Consider the following 21,436-nt stretch of genomic DNA (forward strand, 5'->3'; position numbering starts at 1 on the left):
AAAGCATTTTACTTTTTAAAGTTCCGGATTCCGGACAGCAGCCAGCTATAATATGCTGTAACCTCAGGATTGTAAGCAGAAGGTTCCGTCAAATTAGTACTGTTATGATCTACAATTACATAAAAGGGCTGGGCATTTGCTTTATAATTCTTAATTTGAAGATCGCTCCATTTATTACCAATCGTTTTGATTTTTTTTCCTGTTGTTTCAGAAACATACTGCTCACTTTCCGGTAAGTCTTTTTTATCATCTACATACAATGAAATCAGTACAATATCATTTTTTAAAACGCCTAAAACTTTTGGATCAGACCAAACCAGTTCTTCCATTTTTCGGCAGTTTACGCATGCATATCCTGTAAAATCCAACAAAACCGGTTTTCCTGCTTTTTTAGCGAATTTCATTCCATTGTCATAATCATGAAACGTGATGATATTGTGCGGACCATATTCTGCGCCTTCAGGCAATGTTTCTTTGCTGGCTGTTTCTGTCTTTCCACCGCCAATACCGTTTGGAGATTCGCTGTAATACATTGCCGGAGGAAATCCGCTGATGAGTTTTAAAGGTGCGCCCCAAAGTCCCGGAATCAGATAAATGGTAAAAGTCAAAACGATCAGTCCAAAACTTAATCTTCCTACTGAAATATGATTTAACGGAGAATCGTGCGGCAGCGTAATTTTTCCAAATAAGTAAAATGCCAAAACGCCAAAAACAGCAATCCAGATGGCAAGAAAAACTTCTCTTTCCAGCCAGTGCAATTGTAAAACCAAATCGGCATTGGATAAAAATTTAAAAGCCAGAGCCAATTCTAAAAATCCTAAAACCACTTTTACAGTATTTAACCATCCGCCTGATTTTGGCAAAGCATTCAGCCAGCCCGGGAAAGCAGCAAACAATGAAAATGGTAATGCAATGGCAATTGAGAATCCTAACATCCCGACAATCGGGGCAATTCCTCCTTTTGATGCTGCTTCAACTAATAGTGTGCCTACAATTGGCCCCGTACACGAAAATGACACAATTGCTAAAGCCAAAGCCATAAAGAAAATCCCGATCAATCCTCCTCTGTCTGCCTGAGAATCCACCTTGTTTGCTAATGCATTTGGAAGCATAATTTCGAAAGCACCCAAAAATGAAATTGCAAAAACAACCAATAAAACAAAGAAAATCAGGTTGAACCAAACATTTGTAGAAAGTGCATTCAATGAATCGGCACCAAAAACAGCCGTTACAATCGACCCCAACAAAACATAAATAACTACGATTGAAAATCCGTAAATCAGAGCATTTCTAATTCCGGCTGCTTTCGTTTTACTTTGCTTGGTAAAATAACTTACCGTCATTGGAATCATCGGGAAAACACAAGGTGTCAGTAAAGCCGCAAATCCTGATAAAAAAGCAAGAATAAAAATGCCTAAAAAACCTCTTGACTGACTTTTTTTAGCTGGTTTAATAACCTCTTTTACGGTTTTATCTTCTGTCACAACAGCTGTTTTTTCTTCAACTGTAATCGTATCACTATTAACAACTGCAGTATTTTTGGCTACAGCCAATTTCTTTGAATTCGGGATTTTAAACGATAATTCTTCTGACGACGGAGGCAAACAATTACTGTCATCGCAAACCATAAAATCAACGTCTGCTGTAACGTTCAGAATTTCATCCGAAGTAAATTTGATTTTTTGCGTAAAAACCGCTTTATCTTCAAAATATTTAATTTTCATGTCGAAGATTTTATCGATGGTTTCATGGCCTTTTTCTTCGGTTGTTTTTCCGATTAACTCGAATTTCTTTGCTGTATTTTTAAAAGTAAAAGCAGTTGGAGATGGGCCGCCTTCTTCAATATATTGTCCGTACAGATGCCAGCCGGATTGTATTACTGCCTGAGCTTTTAAAAGATATTCTTTATCCGAGATTTTTTCTACAGAAGTACTCCATTTTACCGGATTGTACATTTGGGCAAACATACTTCCTGAAAGAAGGAACCATAATGCCATTAGTATATTTTTCATTTTTTTGATTTGATATTTTAAAAAAAGAGCTGCTTTCAAACAGCTCTTATAGTCTTTCATAGAAAATGGCTTACTAATTCAGATTCTAAAAATGAAATAATGAAAGACGATTATTAAAATTATTTTAGATTGCTGGAATTTTGGCAAAATGGTAGTATTGCTTTTGTTTGATGCAAATTATTAAGCGCATAGATTCATAGTTTTCGTAAGCTAAAAAAGCCGTTTCACTTATTCAAAAACACATAGCTATGTGTTAAGAAATGAGTTTCTCTTTTATATTCTTTTCAAAAAAGAAAAATCTATGTTTCTATGTGCTCAATAAAAAGTTATTTCAAAGGATTTCCGCTTTGATCAAGCGAACCAGATTTAATGATGATCATTTTGTCTAACTGAATGTACTTTTTAATAGCATCATTCACCTGTTGCAAAGTCACTTTTTCAATATCTTTTGGATATTGGTCGATGTAATTTGGCTCCTGTCCTCTCTCGATAAAACTCAAAATCGTTCTTGCCATTCCGCTTGTGGTAGACATTCCAACTTTAAAACTTCCGATTAAATTGGTCTTCTTATTTTCTAATTCTGTTGCAGTAATGCCCTCCTTTACCCATTTATCAATCTGAACCATCGTAGCATCCAGTCCTTTTTGAAATAAAGACGGATTGAAAGAAGCATTTACCATCCAATACCCACCGGTTTGGATATTTCCTCCTAAGCCAGATGAAATGCTATATGTTAAGCCATCATTATCCCTAACGGTCTGCATCAAACGACCTGCAAAACCGGCACCTAAAGTGTAATTTCCAATGTAAAACGGAATATAATCTGCATCGGCTCTTTTTAAACCTGTGTACTGACCAATATACAATTCGGCACTTGGCTTTTCAGGAATTGTAACTACTTCTGTTTTTGAAGCTATTTTTACGGCATCCTCAAATTTTAAAGTTTCAGAAACGCCACCATTCCAGTTCTTGAATGATTTTTTCAAAGAAGCATTTAAATTAGCCCCATCTGTATCTCCAACAATTACCAAATGCATAGAGGCAGGACCGAAATATTTTTTATGAAACGCTTTTACTTCTTCTAAATTTGCATTTTTGATGTTGGCTAAATCTTCTTCAACGCTTAGGCTATAATTTGGATTTCCTTTTGGATAAATTGCCTGAGAAAGCGCAATATCACCTCTTTCGCCCGGATCATTTAAATTTTGCTGAGCATTTCCTGTAAACTGCTGTTTGAGGTTTTCGAATTCTTTCAGGTCAAATAAAGGATTGCGGATTTCTTCTGCCAATAAAGCAACAACCTGATCTAAATCTTTTTTAAGACATTTAAAACCAATATTTATTTTGGTCGTTGAAGCACTCACATTTAAGTTCACCCCTAATTTTTGAAGCTTTTCAGAGAATTTAAATTTATCATTCAGTGTAGTTCCTTTTGATAACATAGAAGCTGCTAAAGAAGAAACCATTGGATTTTTAGTCTCATTAACAAAATTCCCTAATGAAATACTTGCTGCAACTGTCACAAAATCTTTTGCAGATGTTTTTACCGAAACCACATCGATTCCGGCTACTTTTTCTCTTTTGAAAGCCGAAGCTGTTTTTTCAATTATACTTTCGTCTAAAATAATTTCTGCAGTAGTATTATTTTGTACTGAAATTTCAGAAGAAGTTTCTTCATGTGAATGTCCGCCTTCCGGATGTCTGTAATAAAAAGGACCGTTTTCAGGCATGAAATTATTAGACTGAGCCGCATCCTGATTTTGAGCACCGGATTGTTTTGGTATAAAATAGCCCGTTGTACTTTGATCTTCAACCAAATATTGCTGAGCTACGCGTAAAACATCCGCCGGGGTTACTTTTTTCAATCGGTCAACACCGGTTACAAAGTCTGTCCAGTCGCCTGAAGCGATAGCTTCGTTTAATTCTGAAGCAATAACACCAGAACCGTCGCGCGCTAAAATAGTCTGTGCACTAATTTTGGCAACCACTCGGTTTACCTCATCCTGAGTTACACCTTCTTTCTGGATTTTAGCAATAACTTCGCTTATTTTAGCGTCGATATCTTCGTGTTTTGATGTTGTTGGAAAACCAACCCCAATGGTAAAAAGACCAACTTCTTTAAAATTTGTCGCACTTGCATAAGCGTAAATTCCCATACGGGTATCTACAAAAGTTTTGTTCAAAATTGCTGAAGGCCCTGATCCGATGATTTCGCCTAAAATATTCAAAGCCGGTAAATCTTCATGCAAAGCCCCCGGAATTTTATACGCTTTATTTACAACACCTAATTCACCCGGTTTTCTAACCACAATTTTACGCGCGCCGTATTGCTGTGGCTCTTCGGTATAAGGCTGAGGTAATGTATGAGGTGCTTTGGTAATTCCACCGAAATATTTTTCGATCAATTCAAAAACATTCTCTTTTTTAAAATCACCGATTATCGTTAAAGTTGCATTATCCGGCCAGTAATAGGTATTATAGAAATTACGCAAAACCTCAATTGGTGCTTTTTCAATATCCGATTTCCAACCGATTGTTGAATGATGATACGGATGTGCAATGTAAGCTGAAGCCCAGATTTCTTTATCCAGTAAACTGTTCGGGTCGTTTTCACCGCGTTCAAATTCATTGCGGACAACGGTCATTTCTGCTTCTTTATCTTCTTTGGTCAATAAAGAATTGCGCATTCTGTCGGCTTCAATTTGTAATGCTAATCCAATTTTGTCACTTGGCAGGGTTTCAAAATAATTGGTTCTGTCGTACCACGTTGTGGCATTTAATTGTGCTCCGGTATTTTGAAGCACATCCGTAATTGTCGTACCGCTTTTTTTGTTGAAAGTCGGCGTTCCTTTGAACATTAAATGCTCCAAAAGATGCGTCGATCCCGTGTTTCCTAAAACTTCATGTTTGGAACCTACACGATATACAATTTGCACCGTTGCCACTGGCGAAGCATTGTCCTGTAAAAGCAAAATATTCATTCCGTTCGGCTGGTACAAATATTCTTCGATTCCGCCTAACTCTTTTATTTTCTTAAAGTTATCTGATTTTCCCTGTGCTGAAACCAGCGTACAGAAAGCAAGTGAACAATAGCCCAGAAAGATGTATTTTTTCATTGTGTTTGATATTTTAATGAAGAAATTTATAATTCGTTATTTAGATTTAAACACATAGAATCATAGTTTTTGTAACCGTGAAAAGACGTTTCACTTATTCAAAAAAACATAGCTATGTGTTGAGAAATATGTTTCTCTTTTGTATCCTTTTTGAAAAGAAATAAATCTATGTTTCTATGTGTTTATTTTTCTTGAATTATAAGGCAATTTATGATTTACTGAAAATCTCTTTCAGCTTTGACTGAAGTTCAGCTTCTCTAAGGTTTTTAGCCACGATTTTTCCGTCAGGTCCAATCAGATAATTAGTTGGAACCAATTTTACCCCGTACAAAACAGCTGCTTCATTTTTCCAGCCTTTAAGATCTGAAACATGTGTCCAGGTTAAACCATCTTTTTCGATTGCTTTTTCCCAAAGTTTCTTTTTATCATCTAATGAAACTCCTAATACATCAAATCCTTTGTCGTGGTATGTTTTGTATGCCAAAACCACATTTGGATTTTCTTTTCGGCATGGACCGCACCAGCTTGCCCAAAAATCAATCAATACATATTTCCCTTTATAATCAGATAATTTTACCACTTTTCCATTCACGTCGTTTTGAGAAAATTGTGGCGCTGCAACACCTACAGCCGTTTTATTATTCAATTCAATTCCTTCTTTTATTTTTTTACCAAAATAAGAGCCTTGTACCTCAGGAGTCAAAACTGCAAAATATTCATTTACCTGTTCCGGCGTTCCGTAAGTTACCAAACGGTCATCTAAAACTAATGCTCCCGCAACCTGATCTTTGTGTGATTTGATAAATTTAAAAGTCAGGTCATCTGCCTGAGTCTGCAAATCTTTCCATTTTTTATCCATCATGGCCTGCTGCTCAGCAGTAAGCTTTACTTTTCCGTTTTGACTTAAGGAATCTGATAATTTATAAATTGGTCCCGCAACATCCTGAATCTTTTTAAATTCGTTTTTATAATAAGAACCATAAATAGAATCCTGGGTTGCTCCGGACAATTTGGCCATATAAACTGAATCCTTATGCGCTGTAAATCCAATAGTTTCATTAGACAACACAAAAACTTTTCCGTATTCCTGACCTTTTAACTTAATGCTGTATCTCAAGGGCTCTTCCACTTTTCCTGTAAAACTAAATTTACCGTCAACAATTTTTGCAGAATCCTTAACTACGGTTTGATCACCATCCTGAAACTCTAAGTAAACTGTTCCGTCTTTTTGTCCCGGAATATTTCCGTTGATAGTAAATCCTTCCTCTTTTTTAGAACAGGAAGTAATTGTGGTTACCAGCGCCAACGCTAATAAACCTGATTTTGAAATTATACTTTTCATGTTGCTATTTTTTTATTTGTAAATGCTTTATGCTTATTTTTTCAACATATAGCATATTTGTGTTTATTTTTTTCTCGCAGATTTAGGAGATTCAGAAGATTTTTAGTCTTTCAATCCGAGGCTGATTTAAAAAAAAATTAAAAACCAGATTATGATTTGAAAAGTTCTTTTAATTTTTCTTCTAATGCCGCTCCTCTTAGATTATCACTAATAATAACACCTTTACTGTCTACTAAATAAGTTGCAGGAATCGCTTTTACATTAAATGCTTTGCTTACTTTATCATCATCATACAAATTTGGCCATTGCATGTTTTCCTGACCTAAAGCTTTCAACCACGCTTTCTGGTCACTATCGATTGAAATGCTTAAAATCTCAAATCCTTTTCCGGAATACTCTGAATAAGCTGTTTTCAGGTTTGGGATTTCTTTACGGCATGGTCCGCACCATGATGCCCAGAAATCAATCAGGATGTATTTTTTTCCTGCCACGATCTCTTTTACGCTTAATGGTTTTCCGCCTTTATCATTTAAGGCAAAATTTGAAACACTTGTCCCAATCAATGATTTCGGATTTACTTCTTTATCAACCAATTGTCCGTAATAACTTTTTTTAGCTGCTTCAGAAAATTGTTCAAATTCCGGTTTTTGATCCGGTGTAAAATAGCTGTACTGTATCATCATAAAAAAGGGGCCCCACCAGGTATCTTTATGTTTTGAAATCAGATTTTTTGAACTGGATGCTACTTTATCAAAAAATGCTTTTTCTTTTGCTTCAAAACTTTTCCATTCCGGAGTGTTTCCAATAGAATCCATTGCCTTTTTATTTCCGGCAACCCTTGCTTTACCATAAGCTTCCGAAACTTTTTCAGTGCCTTTGTGATACTCTTGGTAGTCTTTTTCTAATTCTTTTCTAAAAGCAGTTTCTTTTTTATAATAATCATGTGATTTGGATCCTGAAACTACTTCATTTTTAAAGTTAATTTTTTTGTCTTCTCCTTCTGAAACAGTTCCTTCAGCTGATAATTTTATTTTAGAATTTTCTACTAAAACCGGTATAAATCCTTTGTTGTTTCCAAATGCAACATAAAAAAAGCGAGGTTCTTTTAATTTTCCTGTCAATGTAAATTTGCCGTCTTTAATTTTTGATTCTGCAACTGCAGGTTCTGAAGAATGTGTTGCTCCCGGAATTAATTTTACTGCTGTTCCATCTTCAAGTCCCGTAATATTTCCTTCAATGGTATAAGAAGCTGCTGCCGGAGCTGCTGATTTTTTCTTTTGCGCAATGCCGGAAATTGTGAGAAGGCAGATGCACAATCCTGCTATTTTAAATTTAATTGTATTCATTTTTGATTGATATTTTTGATATTTTATAAGAAGCTCCCCTTTCGGAATACCTACTCAGGAAGCTTTGGGGCCTTTATTATTTTGCTACATTCTGCGTTATTGTTCCGTTACCCGGATTTTTTACAGCTCCTTGTGGGAAAGGCATTGTCCACATATGAGAAGTTGCTGATAACGTATAAGTTGTTCCACCAGCTACTTTTGAGAAACTTACCGGATAAACACCTTCGGCATTTAAACGACGTGCATCTGCAAAAGGAATCAGCGTGTTGGTAAGTTCATTATTTTTTGTTCTGTAAATAGCCTTTAAAGCAGTTGTTTTGTCTGTAGTCGAAATATCCTGATAAGAAGCAGGAAGAATACGTGTCTTACGAACAGTATTCAAAACAGCCAATGCATCACTGATTTGGTTGGCACGTGCCAGACATTCTGCTTTAATCAAATAGATTTCTACAGTTGTCATTCCGCCAAAATTAAAAGCACCGGATAAGGTTCTTCTAAAATAGGTTTCAGCACCAACAGTGTAGGTTTTCCAACGTGACAAGAAACGCGCGTCTCCGGCTTCAAAACGCTGTGCACGTTCTACAGGAATACTGTTTTCTGTTGTTAAACTAGAGTTAGCTCCATGACGATAGTTGTAATTCTCTACATAATTATATCCCATTGGAGATGTAAATGTGGTATAATTAGCAGGAGTTTCAATTAATGTTTTATTAGCATTGTAAAAAGCAATCCAGTCATACAGTTTATTGTTTTCTGCCAATGCCAGATCTGCATATTTCAAAGCTTCTGTATAGTTGTTCATCTGAAGATATACCCTTGCATAAAAAGCATAACCTGTTCCCAGATTTGGATGTAAAACCGTCTGGGAAACTTTTGGCAGATAAGGCAAAGCTTCTTTAACATCATTCAGAATAAAATCATACAACTCCTGAATCGTTACCTGTTTACTTGGTGCATTAATATTAGCACTTGTAATTAAGGGAACAGATAATTTTGTTGAAGCTGTTGAAGCAACATAAGTATCTGCATAAAAATTAACCAGATTAAAGTAGTTCATCGCGCGCAGTACTTTTGCTTCTGCCCACACTATTCTTTTTTGTTCTTCAGTAGCCTCTGTTGTAGAAAGAGCATTTTCAATAATTAAATTGAAAGTCGAAATTCCCTGATAGCTTGCATAATAAGTCGTTTCATCAGATACTTTCAATGCAATTCGGTCGGCATTTTGATCCCACATATAATTAGCATTGATTAATCTGTCACTTGATAAAGTAGCAAGCGTTGCATATTGGTCATTCATTAATTGTGAAGCTCCTGCTATATTTACTCTGTGATTGGTATATTCGTCACGAAGAAAAGCTTCATAGTCTGCTAATGTTGTAGGTACTTTAGATCCTTTTGGAGCGTCATCCAGATAGTTTTCGCAAGATGCAAAAGTCAATCCTAAAGCTAAGAAGTACACTACACTTTTATATATATTTTTCATCATTTAGTCTTTATAAATTAGAAATTAACATTTACACCCATAACAAAACTTGGAGACTGGAAACCGCCTAACATGTATTTAGCATCTCTGCTTTTTGCCCATGTGTAAACATTTTCTGCATTCAGATTGAAACGTACATTTTGTAATTTTACTCTCTGAATAAGATCTTTTGGCAATTGATAACTCAATGAAATGTTGCTTAATCTTACATTTGAAGCATCCAAGATGTTGATGTCCGCATAGGAATAAATGGAACGGGAATCTGAATTAAAATCTGCTTCATACTCGTATACGGCTCTTGGAATATCTGTAAATGCTTCGTCACCCGGCTGCATCCAACGGTTTGCAATATTATTATTAACCATTGTAATGTCTGTTACATATCCGCCAGCTGCACCATTGTAATTATTGGTTAACATTGGCAGGAATGTATTTCTTACTTTATGCCCCAATTCATAAATGAAAAGTGCAGAAAGTGAGAAGTTTTTATAACTAGCAGATGTATGGAAAGATCCGCTGTGTGTAGGGACTGTTGAACCAAAATCCTTAATAGCATCAATTTGACCCGGATTATATTTTACTGCAGTTCCTGAAGCATCATAAACCTGAGGCACTCCTGTGTTGCTTAAGCCAGCCCATTTGTAACCATAAATAGAATTAAAACTGGTTCCAACTCTTGGGAAAGCCTGAGGATAATCTAATTGCAAGAAATAAACAGGAGCTTCAACTTTTACGTTATCGACATTATTTTTGTTATACGCATACAAAACAGTTGCATCCCATGAAAATGAAGGTGTTTTTACGATAGCCCCGCTTAAACTAACTTCGATACCTTTATTGGTCATTTCTCCATTATTTGTATTGTAAGTAGAATAACCCCATCCTTCTGTTGGAATCCCCTGGCTGCTTGCTAATAAATCCTCTCCTTTTTTGTTGTATAAATCTACAGTTCCGCTTAATCTGTTTTTGAATAGTGCAAAGTCCAAACCGATATTCGTAGTGGTTGTTTTTTCCCAGGATAATTCAGGATTTGGTCTCGAACTAACAGTTCCCTGATTTCCTCCAACATTTGAATTAGAATTGTAATACGCTGTTAAATAGGGTGCTGAATTTTTAGCAATATTTCCTCCAATACCATAAGAAGCACGAACTTTTAGCGCATCTACCCATGAAACTTTAAAAAATGATTCTTTATCAATATTCCATGCAACACCTGTTGACCAGGTTGGTTTGTTTTGATATTTATTGTCTGTTCCCCAAAGGTTCGAACGGTCCCAGCGTACACTTCCTGTTGCAGAATACTTTCCGTCATACGTATAACCTCCTGTTCCATATACCGAAACATAACGGTTTATTAATTCTCTTTCTAAAGAAAAATCATTTTGTGTCATCGATCCGCCAAACACACTTCCGTACACTTTAAGCAAATCAGCCTGATTTACCGGAGCAAAGCCTAAAGTCTGATCATCATAGCCGTAACGGGTGTTATCTGTGTACTCTAGTTTTGTATGTCGAATTTCCATACCAGCAATAGCGGACACATCATGCTTTTCATTAAAAGTCTGATTGAAATTTAGCTGTTGACGGAAATTATAAGCGTTATTGTACTGATTTGCTTCTTTTATAATGTCTCCATAAGGCAGATTATAAACCGGTTTGTTATTTACAACAGTGACCATACCATTTACTTTGCTTCTAACATAGTATGATTCTTTTTCAAATAACTGACTTGTACGATCTGCACCATATTCGTACTGGAACATTACGTTGTAATTGAATGCATGACTGATCTTGGCGTTAAATTTAGCAAACGTTCTGTTTAAGAAATTTTTGCTTTTAATCAGGTTTCTTCCAAACTCATCCATTGGAGTAATGTCCATGTTGTAAAGGCCATAATTTTGTAAAGACTGAAGCGTAAAAGCATTATAACGGGATGCTGCAGTAGAAACAAAATTAGTTCCGTCGTTATTAACCAATTGGTTGTATGGCTGATATTTAAATCCAGGTCCTGAAGTAAAATTAGGTTGCGAAGCAAAATAACTCTGTGTATCTCCTTTACCATAGTTAATATAAGTTCCTAAATCCAAAGAAAGCCAGTTGTTAATCTGGGTTGTATTTTTCAAGTTAATCCCAACAGATTGATTTTCAGAATATTTATCTTCAAGCTCATTGTTTCTATAGGTCAAAGAGGCATTAAAAGTATTGTTTTCAGTAGCTTTACCTAAACTAACGTTGTGCTGCATAAAATACTGGTCACGTTTTGCATATCTGGCAATATCATCAAAATATTTATAACCTTGCCCGGCTAATGAATTTAAACGGTTATTTGCTTCTGTCTGAGAAATATTTCCGGCATAACCATTTAAAATAGTCTGCATTCCTAAACTTGTAAATACAGCATTATTTAATAAAGATTTTGCATAGGTACTTGCATTAGTCCCTTGTAAACTAGGGTTTCCTGCTGCCCAGCCTCTTTCTAAACCAATAATATCGGCAGAATCAGTTAGGTTTCCTGTATAGTTTCTGTAAGGTGTAACGGTTAAGTTACTTGAAAACGAAATATTTGTTTTCCCTGCTTTTGCCTTTTTAGTTGTAATTACCACAACTCCATTGGCGGCACGTGCTCCGTAAATAGAAGAAGCTGCTGCATCTTTTAAAACAGTAATCGTTTCAATATCTTCTAAATTCAGATTAGGCACATTTTCATCAAGAGCAGAATATGGAGTTAATTTTGTATTCTCAACAGGAAATCCGTCAATAACATACAACGGAGTTGTTGTTCCGGTCATAGTAGTCGTTCCACGAATTTTACCATCCTGATACCCTACAATGCGTCCCTCCAAAATGGAGTTTAAACTGCTTAACCGCTGTTCCTGAAAATCTTTTGCTTTTAAATTTGAATAAGCCCCTGTTGCTTTTTCTGCTGTAATATTTTGATATCCCGTAGTCAAAACTACTCCTTCTAATTCCAGAACATCTTCTTTTAAAACAACATTGATAATGCTTTTACCATCTACTTTAATTTCTTTTCTGATGTATCCTAAGTAAGCAAAAGCTAAAGTAGTTTCGCTGCTTACTGCAATAATCTGATATTCTCCGTTAAAATCGGTTTGCACACCACGACCTGAACCATTATCCGAAATCGCCGCACCTACTAAAGGCATTCCTTTTGTATCGGTTACCCTTCCTTTTACTATAAAATCCTGTACCTCAGCTTTTTGTTTTTCAGCCGGTGCTTTTTTTGGTGTCAAAACAATATGTGAACCACTCACTTTAAAATCGGTACCCGAATCTTTAAAAATGGTATTTAGTATCGTTTCAATAGAAGCATTGGTTAAATTAATATCTATTTTTCTATCTAAATCAACTGATCTTACATTGTATACAAATCTGTAATCACTGGTATATTCAAGCTTTTCAATTGCTTTTCCAACAGTCATATTACTGGCGCTGAAAGAAAGTCTGGCCTTTTGAGAATAGGTCACACCCGCTTGCATAACGGATAGAGTGGTTAATAATAATAATGTAGTCAATTTCATCTTCAAATCAAATTTCAAAAAAGGCTTGTCGAACCTGATTTTGTTCAATAGTTTTTTCATACTTTTAAAATGTTTTTTTAATGTTGGTTGGTTAATTAACTGACCGCATTCCTATACCGGGAAATGTTGGCGCATTTTCCGGTTTTTTACAGCCGCTTCTCGAACTTTTGTTACATAGGCTTATTCCTTTTTATGGTTCTTAATTTCAAATTTGTTCTTGGATTTATATTTTGATATTTTAAACTCTATTTAATCGTAATTTTATCTCTGTCAATAGTATAATCTATTGCATAACTGTCGCTAAAATATTTCAGCACAACTTCAATAGGCTCATTATCAAAACGGGCATTAAAAATTTCTTTTCCGAGCATTTTATTTCTGTTAATGAAAGTCACATTGTATCGTCGTTCCAGTTTTTTTATAATATCTTCAAACGAGGCATTTTTAAATACTAAACTTCCTTTTACCCAGTCTGTGTAATAATCCGGATTTACTTCTTCTGTTGTAATTACAGACTTCCCTTTTATACTCGATCCTTTGAAACCCGGTTTCAAATACACCTGATTTTCATTTGTTTTCTGACCTTTATAAAGCGAAACTTTTCCTTCAACCAGCACAATATCAGTACTTGTATTATCCATGTACGCATCTGCATTAAACCTGGTTCCCAAAACCTCAACACTTACTTCATGTGTATTTACCGTAAACGGATGCGCCTTGTCTTTGGCAACTTCAAAATAAGCTTCCCCTGTCAGATTCACTTTTCGCCCCTCGCTCTTTAAAAACTGTATCGGATACGTCAATTGAGTTCCGGCGTTCAAATACACAATGGTTCCATCTGACAACTGTATTTCAAATTTTTTACCATAAGGAATCTTAATTGTATTGTAAACTAACTTTCCTTCAGTATAGGCTTTGTTATACACCAGCCTGTTTTTTTCCTGTCTGCCAATAATGTTACCGTTTTTATCCGTTAGATTTCGAGTATCAGCCGTATCAATTTCTTCTTCTGAATTATTATCTAATTGTAAAACAATTTCATCTTGTCTCGGAATCACAACATTTTGTTTCTCTTTCAGGATATTCGAATTTTTATAAAAATAAAATCCGCCCAGAGCGACAACCAAAATCGCTGCATATTTGTAATAAGAAGAAAATCTTCTTTTATAAAAAACATTATTTTCTTTCTGAATTCTTTCTGATAACTGCCTTCTTATTTCAGCAGAATCGAATGTATTCATAGCGGTGTCAATGGCATAATTCGTTTTTACAAATTCCCTAAACTCAATTTGGTTTGCTTCATCCTTTAACCACTCCGTCAGTTGTTCAATTTCATCCTGACTGGCCTGATTTGTGATAAATTTTACCATTAATCGTTCTGACTTTTTTACTGTCATTTTATCTTTTTTTAATATTATTACGAAGCCAAAAAACAAAACCCTAACAATTTGATAAAGTTTTTTTGATTTTACTGATTTTTTTATTTTTCACAAGTCTTTTCTTTCAATAAACTCTATTAATTTGATAGAATTAAAAAACAAAATGATTTATCTTTGCATTTTTAGGCATTTTTATTTGTAATAAAATTCAAATAGAAAATCTGAATACAGGGCTTATTTTGGGAAATATCCGTTCTGATTAAGTCCTAAAATTTTAAATTTATATATTTGTTACTATGAAAACCGATGATTACAACGATAATAATATTCTGATTGAATCTCTTCGAAACGGAGATGAAAAGGCATACACTTATCTCATCGACTCCTACCATCATAAACTTTGTGTTTATGCCAATAGCCTTGTAAAAAATATTTACAGCGCCGAAGACATCGTTCAGAATGTCTTTATAAAAGTTTGGGAGCAAAGAGCGCGGTTAAAATCAGATCATGCCATCAAAAGCTTTCTTTACAAATTAGCTTATAATGAGTTTATCGATTTATACAGAAAAAACCAATCCTTGTTTTCTCTCGAAAAAACGTATCATGATGCCTTAAACTCAGTTGTTCTTGAGGATGATTCTGAATCTTTTCAACGCATCTTAAAGGTAGTAAATAAAGAGATAGAAAGTTTACCTCCTAAATGCAGGGAAGTTTTTATTTTAAGTAAAAAAGAAGGTTTAACCAATATCGAAATTGCCGAACATCTTGATGTATCCATCAAAACTGTTGAGGCGCAGATTACCAAAGCATTTTCGATTTTGCGTTCTTCGCTTGAAGAAAAGATAAAAAGTGTTTTGTTTATGTTCTTCGGAAAAAAGAAAAAGCTGGGATTAAGCTAAATTGAATCTCTTTTATTCTAAAGTAATTACAGTTATTCCATTTCTTTTATTTACAAAGAACTCTTTACATGATTTTCCTAAAGCTATTTTCCTAAAATAAATCTCATCCTGTTTTATAATTTCCTTCTTATCTTTAATCTCAGGAAATATTAAAAAAGAAAGTATGAGTACTCCAAATACCATTAGAAAAGTTGCTATTGTTGGTTATAACCGAATTCCATTTGCAAGAGCTAATACGGCCTACGCCGAAGTTGGAAACCAGGAAATGATGACCGCAGCCTTAAACGGACTTATTGATAAATACGATTTAAAAGGTCAGCTATTAGGCGAAGTAGCTGGCGGTGCGGTTATCAAACATACGTATGACAACAATCTGATTCGGGAATGTGTCATGAAAACAACTCTCGATCCCGCTACTCCAGCCTGTGACTTACAGCAAGCCTGTGATACCGGAATAGAAAGTGCCATTTATATTGCCAATAAAATTGCTCTTGGGCAAATTGAATCCGGAATTGCCGGAGGTGTTGATTCAATCAGCGATATGCCGATTGCGGTGAGCGAAAAACTACGTAAAATTTTACTGAATGCCAGAAAAGCGAAATCATTAGGCGAAAAAATCAAATTATTTTTAAAACTCCGACCAAAAGATTTAACACCACTCGTTCCCCGAAATGAAGAGTCACAAACCGGACTTTCAATGGGCGGACATACAGAAATAACCGCAAAACATTATAAAATATCCAGAGAAGACCAGGATAATCTGGCTCTTAAAAGTCATTTGAATATGGCAAAAGCCTATGATGAAGGTTTTTTTGATGATATGATTACTCCGTTTAACGGACTTGAAAAAGACAATAATCTGAGAAAAGACAGTACTATTGAAAAATTAGCCAAATTAAATCCTGCCTTTGATAAAGTAAACGGAACATTAACAGCCGGAAACTCAACACCGCTTACAGATGGAGCCTCGTGTATTCTTTTAGCCAGTGAGGAATGGGCAAAAGAACGCGGACTTCCAGTTCTGGCTTATATTACTTTTGCAGAAGTTGCTGCGATTGAATATGTTAAAAATCAGCAAAACCTTTTATTAGCTCCATTATTTGCTGCCAGCAAAATGTTAGAAAAAGCCGGATTGACTTTACAGGATTTTGACTATTATGAAATTCACGAAGCTTTTGCAGCACAGGTTTTGGCAACTCTCAAAATTTGGGAAAGTCCGGAACTGAGTGCAGCAATCGGTTTAAAAAAAGCATTGGGAACAATAGACCGGGAAAAGTTAAATGTAAAAGGAAGCAGTCTGGCAGCAGCGCATCCTTTTGCCGCAACCGGAGGCAGAATCATTGGTGTGATAGCAAAATTATTGAACGAAAAAGGATCCGGAAGAGGATTTATTTCAATTTGTGCCGCCGGCGGACAAGGAATTACCATGATTATTGAGAAATAACTTAAAAGCAAAATCCCGTCAGAACCGGGATTTTTTATGCAAATCTTAAAAAGAAAATTCTTCAACAGCTGCCAAAGCCTTTGGTAAAGCACTTTCAGCAAAATCAGGAATTGATGTTCCCTCTACACGAAAAGTAGTCACATCTGTCATACCTAAAAAACCTAATATTGCACGTAAATAAGGATCTGCAAAATCATTACTTTTGTATGGCCCTTCAGAAAATACAGCCCCGGACGCAATAGATAAATATACTTTTTTATTCACTACCAATCCTTTTGGCGTGCCATCAGCATAACTAAAAGTCACTCCCGCTCTGGAAACCTGATCGACCCATCCTTTTAAAACCGCCGGAATTCCGAAGTTGTAAAATGATACTCCAATCACAATAATATCAGCGTCAAATAATTCTTTTACTGCATTATTTGAACTTATAATGGCTTCTTTTTGTTCATCAGTATGCATTTCTTCAGGCGTAAAAAATGCTCCAATCTGTGAGGCATCCAGATAAGGCAAAGGTGTTTTCGAAAGATCAAAGGTCTGAACCTCAATCTCCGGATATACATTTCCCAGTTTTTCAATCACTGCATTCGATAATTTATTACTAAAGGAATTATCTCCTTTGATACTTTGTAATTATATTCAGAATTCTTTTACTCATAATTTATTTGTTTTGTTTTACAATACAAACTTATTTACATTTACTATCTCTTTTATAGTACTATCCTCAGAGATAGCGCTTTCATTGAGCATAGTAACGTTATAAACATGAAAATGAAAAGCGAAAACACCACTATTACAAAAGAAACTGAGTGCTCAAAAAACAACTGTATTGGTGCTTTATTGCCCGTAAGAGATGCTTTGGAGGTTTTAAGCGGCAGATGGAAACTGCCCATTTTAATTGCTTTATCTGATCGCCCAAAACGGTTCAAGGAAATCTCAAAAGACCTCGATGGCATCACAGACAAAATGTTATCTAAAGAGCTCAAAAATCTGGAAATAAACAAACTGGTAATCAGAACTGTTTATGATACGTTTCCGCCAACCGTTGAATACAGAAGAACAGAACACAGCAAGTCTTTAGTAAATGTAATTCTGGCATTAAAAGACTGGGGAGATTTACATCGAAAAGAAATCATTGGTAAATAATTTTTCTGATTAAGCGTTTAAAAAGATAAATAGATTTTGTTTTCTTTTGCAAATAACATTTCTATATTTGCAACTTGGTTGCATTACAACAACTGAGATTTCCAAAATAAGAATGAATAAAAAGAAATTCGTCATAATTAATCTTTTAATGTCTTTAACGGTATTGCTCGCAATGCTTTTTCAGACGATTCACTCTTACGAGCATGTTTATGCGCAAATTCAGGAGAAACATTGTGATCATAAATACATCCCTGGACAAAAGCAAATCACTCACAGTCATAATATAGAGAATAATTGTTCTATATGTCATTTTGAATTTAGCACTTTTATTTCCAACGCATTTCCTACTTATACCTTTCATAAAACACACATTCCTACTGTACAGGAATTCACTTACAACCTAATAACTGCAGCGTTTTTCAAGGGCAGTCTTTTTGCTTTAAGAGCACCTCCTGCTCTGGCTTAGTTTACTATATTACTTTAAAAAGAATCATTCACTTGCTTTTAACAGAAAGTGAAGAACACTCCTATTCGTACGTCTTTTTCTAAAGGAAACTTTTCCGCTGAAATTATATTACGTCTTTTTTTTAAATTTTACATAGTAAACTCCTTCCTTATTCCGACAATACGATTTTGGTTCAAAAGCACCTTGGTGTTTTTGTGAATCAAATCATTCCATATTCATAATTCCAAACAAATATAAAAGATGCTTACCGCAGAAAACCTGACTAAAAAATACGGCGATCAAATTGCTTTGAATGCCTTGAATTTAAACATTAAAGAGGGAGAAATTTTTGCGCTGTTGGGACAAAATGGTGCCGGAAAAACGACTACCATAAATTTGTTTCTGGGTTTTATAAAACCAACCCATGGCGAAATTAAAATCAACAATATTTCGGTTGTTACCGATGCAGATAAGACCAAAAAAGATGTGGCATACATTCCTGAAACGGTAATGTTATATCCAAATCTTACCGGACTGGAAAACCTGAAATTCTTTTCCTCCCTTGCCGGATTTAAATATTCAACCGGAGAACTGACTTATTTTTTAACCAAAGCAGGTCTGCAAATTACAGCTCATGATCAAAATCTGGGCGGCTACTCAAAAGGAATGCGCCAAAAAGTAGGGATTGCAATTGCTATTGCCAAAAGAGCAAAAGTGCTATTATTAGACGAACCTACGAGCGGTTTAGACCCGAAAGCTTCCAACGAATTCTCTCAAATCTTAAAAGAACTTTCAGCAGACGGAACAGCAATTTTAATGGCTACACACGATATTTTCAGGGCCAGAGAAGTCGCAACACACATCGGAATCATGAAACAGGGCAATCTGGTTACGATTATCGAAGCCGAAAAAATATCAGCAAACGAATTGGAAGATTTGTATTTACAAACTGTTTAAAAAGGAAAAATTTCCATCTACATAAAAAATGAAACATCTATTTATAGTACTGTTTTTTGTCTTTAGTTCTGCTTGTTTAAAAGCGCAGACGAATACAAAAAGTAACGACAGTATCGCTAAGGATTCCATTAAAACGGAAGCCAAATTAAACGAACTCCAAGCCGTAGAAATCATAGGCCGTTCTACCCGAAAATACAACAGCGATTATTCTTTTGGAGCAACAAAAACAGCTACGCTTAACAAAGACATTCCACAATCAATTTCTACGGTTACCAAAGAATTAATTGCAGACAAAGCCGCAATTTATCTCGCCGATGCTGTAAAAATGACAAGCGGTGTGATTCCGGCGAGTTATTACAATCAATACACCATCAGAGGGATCAGCCAGAACGAAGAGGGACAAATCATCAACGGAATGCGTACCCGCCAATATTATTTCCTGCAGCCGCTTACCAGTAATATTGAGCGTGTGGAAGTAATTAAAGGACCGTCGAGCGCTACTTTTTCTTCTGTAGATCCAGGAGGAAGCATCAATCTGGTGACCAAAAAACCATTAGCCACTGACCGAAAAGAAATAAGCCTGAGTGCCGGAAGTTTTAGCACTTTTAGAGGAACTCTTGATTTTACCGGCCCATTAAATGAATCAAAAACACTATTATATCGTGTAAATGCAGCGTATCAGGAAGCAAAATCGTTTCGTGATTTAGTGGGCAATAAATCGTATTTGCTCTCTCCGTCCTTCAGTTATATTCCAAATGAAAAAACAGCTATCAATACAGAGTTAATCTTAAGCGACATGACTGGAATTCTGGATCGCGGGCAGCCTATTTTTGGAGCCGTTGCCGGAGTTACAAGTCTGAATAAAACGCCCATAAGCCTGAACTTAGGTGCGCCAAGTGATTTTTTTAAATCGAAAGAAATGATTTTCACTACGAATTTCTCTCATAAATTCACTTCAAAAATTGGTTTTAATGCCGCATACATGAAACAATCCTGGAGAGAAGATTTGCAGGAACACCGAACCACAAACGGATTTGCCGTAGACATGAACAACCAGCCTGTAACAAGTCTTGCAATGATGCAGTTTGTACAGCGCCAGCAATACTGGAATGTGGACAACTTAACAGCCTTTTTAAATTTCGATTTCAAAACCGGAAAACTGAATCATAAACTACTAACGGGTTACGATTTAAGCAGCTGGAACAAAACCAAAGGCGGCGGACAAAATGCAGCAAGAGGTTACCTGTTGAAAGACGGAACTGTTGCAAGCACTTTTGTACCCGCAAATGCATCTAATTATCAAACTATTACAATTGACGGTGTTACTTTACCAAAACCAAATGTAAATTATTTCAATTTAAATAATCCGACTTATACCGTAAGAAGTCCTGATGATTATACTTTGAATATACGAACAGCATTACCATCGGCTTTAACCACTACGAATGCTATTTATATTCAGGATCAGATTCAGTGGGACAAGTTTACGTTTCTTTTAGGATTACGAAACGAATGGTTTGAAGACATCACCAATTACGAGACGAATAACGAATTAACCGTTAAGAAATCGGCTTTACTGCCTCGTGTAGGAATTACGTATGCCATCAATACCGCTATCAATGTTTATACGACTTATCTCGAAGGGTATCAGCCCCAATCGAACACCGTTACGTTGATGCCGCAAACCGGAAGTTTACCTGCCGGAAGTTTGTTTGATCCTCTCGAAAGCAATTTGAAAGAAGTGGGTTTAAAAGCTACTTTTTTAAACAATTCAATGAGTTTTAACGCCGCTGTTTACGAAATAAACCAGCGCAATATCCTGATGAATGCCAACGACCCTGTTAATCCTGATTTATTGGTTACCAGAGGTTCTGAGCGCAGCCGTGGTTTCGAATGTGATTTGGCAGGCTATATTACACCAGACTGGCAAATCAATGCTTCGTACAGTTATATTGATGCCAAAATTACCAATGACCGCAATGCTTCCTTAATTGGCGCCAGAAAACAAAATACGCCAAAAAACAGCGCCAACTTATGGACACGCTACAATTTCAAATCCGATTCTGCTTTGGATAATTTCGGAATTGGTTTCGGAATGCAGTATCAAAGCAGTAAAATTCCATGGTTTACCAGAGATTTTACACTTCCTGATTTTAGCATTTTTGATGCTGCTATATACTACAAACCTGAAAGAAGTAATATTCAGGTTGCTGTAAACGCAGGGAACATTTTTAACAGAACTTACTGGTTAGGCGCTCAGAACTATTTGAGGTTATTTCCCGGAGCTCCTAGAAATGCAACGCTTACCGTAACTTATAAATTTTAATC

14 protein-coding genes are annotated in these 21,436 nt (G+C 35.7%); 6 read left to right on the top strand and 8 right to left on the bottom strand.

Annotated elements, in window-relative coordinates; all coding sequences use genetic code 11:
* Window positions 1-8: 8 nt before the first annotated feature.
* The 7 genes from FLACHUCJ7_RS04880 to FLACHUCJ7_RS04910 form a co-directional block, all read right to left on the bottom strand.
* Complete coding sequence (locus FLACHUCJ7_RS04880; protein ID WP_180908092.1) at window positions 9-2,012, bottom strand: protein-disulfide reductase DsbD family protein; 2,004 nt, start codon at window positions 2,010-2,012, stop codon at window positions 9-11.
* 326 nt (window positions 2,013-2,338) lie between these two features.
* On the bottom strand, window positions 2,339-5,128 hold the full coding sequence (locus FLACHUCJ7_RS04885; RefSeq protein ID WP_180908093.1) for a M16 family metallopeptidase: 2,790 nt from the start codon (window positions 5,126-5,128) through the stop codon (window positions 2,339-2,341).
* Between the two features lie 208 nt (window positions 5,129-5,336).
* On the bottom strand, window positions 5,337-6,470 hold the full coding sequence (locus FLACHUCJ7_RS04890; protein WP_180908094.1) for a TlpA disulfide reductase family protein: 1,134 nt from the start codon (window positions 6,468-6,470) through the stop codon (window positions 5,337-5,339).
* 149 nt (window positions 6,471-6,619) lie between these two features.
* A complete protein-coding gene (locus tag FLACHUCJ7_RS04895; protein WP_180908095.1) occupies window positions 6,620-7,816 on the bottom strand; it encodes a TlpA disulfide reductase family protein in 1,197 nt (398 codons plus the stop codon).
* A gap of 76 nt (window positions 7,817-7,892) precedes the next feature.
* A complete protein-coding gene (locus tag FLACHUCJ7_RS04900; protein ID WP_230408791.1) occupies window positions 7,893-9,302 on the bottom strand; it encodes a RagB/SusD family nutrient uptake outer membrane protein in 1,410 nt (469 codons plus the stop codon).
* 14 nt (window positions 9,303-9,316) lie between these two features.
* On the bottom strand, window positions 9,317-12,898 hold the full coding sequence (locus tag FLACHUCJ7_RS04905; protein ID WP_180908096.1) for a SusC/RagA family TonB-linked outer membrane protein: 3,582 nt from the start codon (window positions 12,896-12,898) through the stop codon (window positions 9,317-9,319).
* A gap of 185 nt (window positions 12,899-13,083) precedes the next feature.
* Window positions 13,084-14,235, bottom strand: coding sequence for a FecR family protein (locus tag FLACHUCJ7_RS04910; RefSeq protein ID WP_180908097.1), 1,152 nt, complete (start codon window positions 14,233-14,235; stop codon window positions 13,084-13,086).
* 278 nt (window positions 14,236-14,513) lie between these two features.
* On the opposite strand from FLACHUCJ7_RS04910, the gene FLACHUCJ7_RS04915 reads away from it, so the two are divergent.
* Together FLACHUCJ7_RS04915 and FLACHUCJ7_RS04920 are read left to right on the top strand one after the other, a co-directional pair.
* Complete coding sequence (locus FLACHUCJ7_RS04915) at window positions 14,514-15,116, top strand: RNA polymerase sigma factor (protein ID WP_180908098.1); 603 nt, start codon at window positions 14,514-14,516, stop codon at window positions 15,114-15,116.
* A 163-nt stretch (window positions 15,117-15,279) separates the two neighbouring features.
* Entirely contained in the window at window positions 15,280-16,560 is a 1,281-nt protein-coding gene (locus FLACHUCJ7_RS04920) for an acetyl-CoA C-acetyltransferase (protein WP_180908099.1), read from the top strand.
* A gap of 45 nt (window positions 16,561-16,605) precedes the next feature.
* Here the strand turns inward: FLACHUCJ7_RS04920 and FLACHUCJ7_RS04925 are convergent, their stop codons facing one another.
* Window positions 16,606-17,142 (bottom strand): FMN-dependent NADH-azoreductase, encoded by a 537-nt coding sequence (locus FLACHUCJ7_RS04925; protein WP_230408792.1) that lies wholly within the window; start codon window positions 17,140-17,142, stop codon window positions 16,606-16,608.
* 189 nt (window positions 17,143-17,331) lie between these two features.
* Here FLACHUCJ7_RS04925 and FLACHUCJ7_RS04930 point away from each other — a divergent pair, with 189 nt between their 5' ends.
* The 4 genes from FLACHUCJ7_RS04930 (at window position 17,332) to FLACHUCJ7_RS04945 (ending at window position 21,434) form a co-directional block, all read left to right on the top strand.
* The gene (locus FLACHUCJ7_RS04930) at window positions 17,332-17,706 is read left to right on the top strand and encodes a winged helix-turn-helix transcriptional regulator (RefSeq protein WP_230408793.1); all 375 of its coding nucleotides are present in this window, start codon (window positions 17,332-17,334) and stop codon (window positions 17,704-17,706) included.
* 112 nt (window positions 17,707-17,818) lie between these two features.
* Complete coding sequence (locus FLACHUCJ7_RS04935; RefSeq protein WP_230408794.1) at window positions 17,819-18,172, top strand: hypothetical protein; 354 nt, start codon at window positions 17,819-17,821, stop codon at window positions 18,170-18,172.
* A 240-nt stretch (window positions 18,173-18,412) separates the two neighbouring features.
* Entirely contained in the window at window positions 18,413-19,108 is a 696-nt protein-coding gene (locus tag FLACHUCJ7_RS04940) for an ABC transporter ATP-binding protein (RefSeq protein ID WP_180908101.1), read from the top strand.
* Window positions 19,109-19,136: 28 nt separating this feature from the next.
* Entirely contained in the window at window positions 19,137-21,434 is a 2,298-nt protein-coding gene (locus FLACHUCJ7_RS04945; RefSeq protein WP_180908102.1) for a TonB-dependent siderophore receptor, read from the top strand.
* Window positions 21,435-21,436: the final 2 nt, after the last annotated feature.

Origin of the sequence: Flavobacterium salmonis (genome assembly GCF_903819435.1) — a bacterium.
Lineage (GTDB): Bacteria > Bacteroidota > Bacteroidia > Flavobacteriales > Flavobacteriaceae > Flavobacterium > Flavobacterium chungangense.

Bases quoted from the DNA above. Each gene is read 5' to 3' on its own strand.
- FLACHUCJ7_RS04880 (WP_180908092.1), bottom strand. From the start codon at position 2,012: ATGAAAAATATACTAATGGCATTATGGTTCCTTCTTTCAGGAAGTATG.
- FLACHUCJ7_RS04885 (WP_180908093.1), bottom strand. From the start codon at position 5,128: ATGAAAAAATACATCTTTCTGGGCTATTGTTCACTTGCTTTCTGTACG.
- FLACHUCJ7_RS04890 (WP_180908094.1), bottom strand. From the start codon at position 6,470: ATGAAAAGTATAATTTCAAAATCAGGTTTATTAGCGTTGGCGCTGGTA.
- FLACHUCJ7_RS04895 (WP_180908095.1), bottom strand. From the start codon at position 7,816: ATGAATACAATTAAATTTAAAATAGCAGGATTGTGCATCTGCCTTCTC.
- FLACHUCJ7_RS04900 (WP_230408791.1), bottom strand. From the start codon at position 9,302: ATGATGAAAAATATATATAAAAGTGTAGTGTACTTCTTAGCTTTAGGA.
- FLACHUCJ7_RS04905 (WP_180908096.1), bottom strand. From the start codon at position 12,898: ATGAAAAAACTATTGAACAAAATCAGGTTCGACAAGCCTTTTTTGAAA.
- FLACHUCJ7_RS04910 (WP_180908097.1), bottom strand. From the start codon at position 14,235: ATGACAGTAAAAAAGTCAGAACGATTAATGGTAAAATTTATCACAAAT.
- FLACHUCJ7_RS04915 (WP_180908098.1), top strand. From the start codon at position 14,514: ATGAAAACCGATGATTACAACGATAATAATATTCTGATTGAATCTCTT.
- FLACHUCJ7_RS04920 (WP_180908099.1), top strand. From the start codon at position 15,280: ATGAGTACTCCAAATACCATTAGAAAAGTTGCTATTGTTGGTTATAAC.
- FLACHUCJ7_RS04930 (WP_230408793.1), top strand. From the start codon at position 17,332: ATGAAAAGCGAAAACACCACTATTACAAAAGAAACTGAGTGCTCAAAA.
- FLACHUCJ7_RS04935 (WP_230408794.1), top strand. From the start codon at position 17,819: ATGAATAAAAAGAAATTCGTCATAATTAATCTTTTAATGTCTTTAACG.
- FLACHUCJ7_RS04940 (WP_180908101.1), top strand. From the start codon at position 18,413: ATGCTTACCGCAGAAAACCTGACTAAAAAATACGGCGATCAAATTGCT.
- FLACHUCJ7_RS04945 (WP_180908102.1), top strand. From the start codon at position 19,137: ATGAAACATCTATTTATAGTACTGTTTTTTGTCTTTAGTTCTGCTTGT.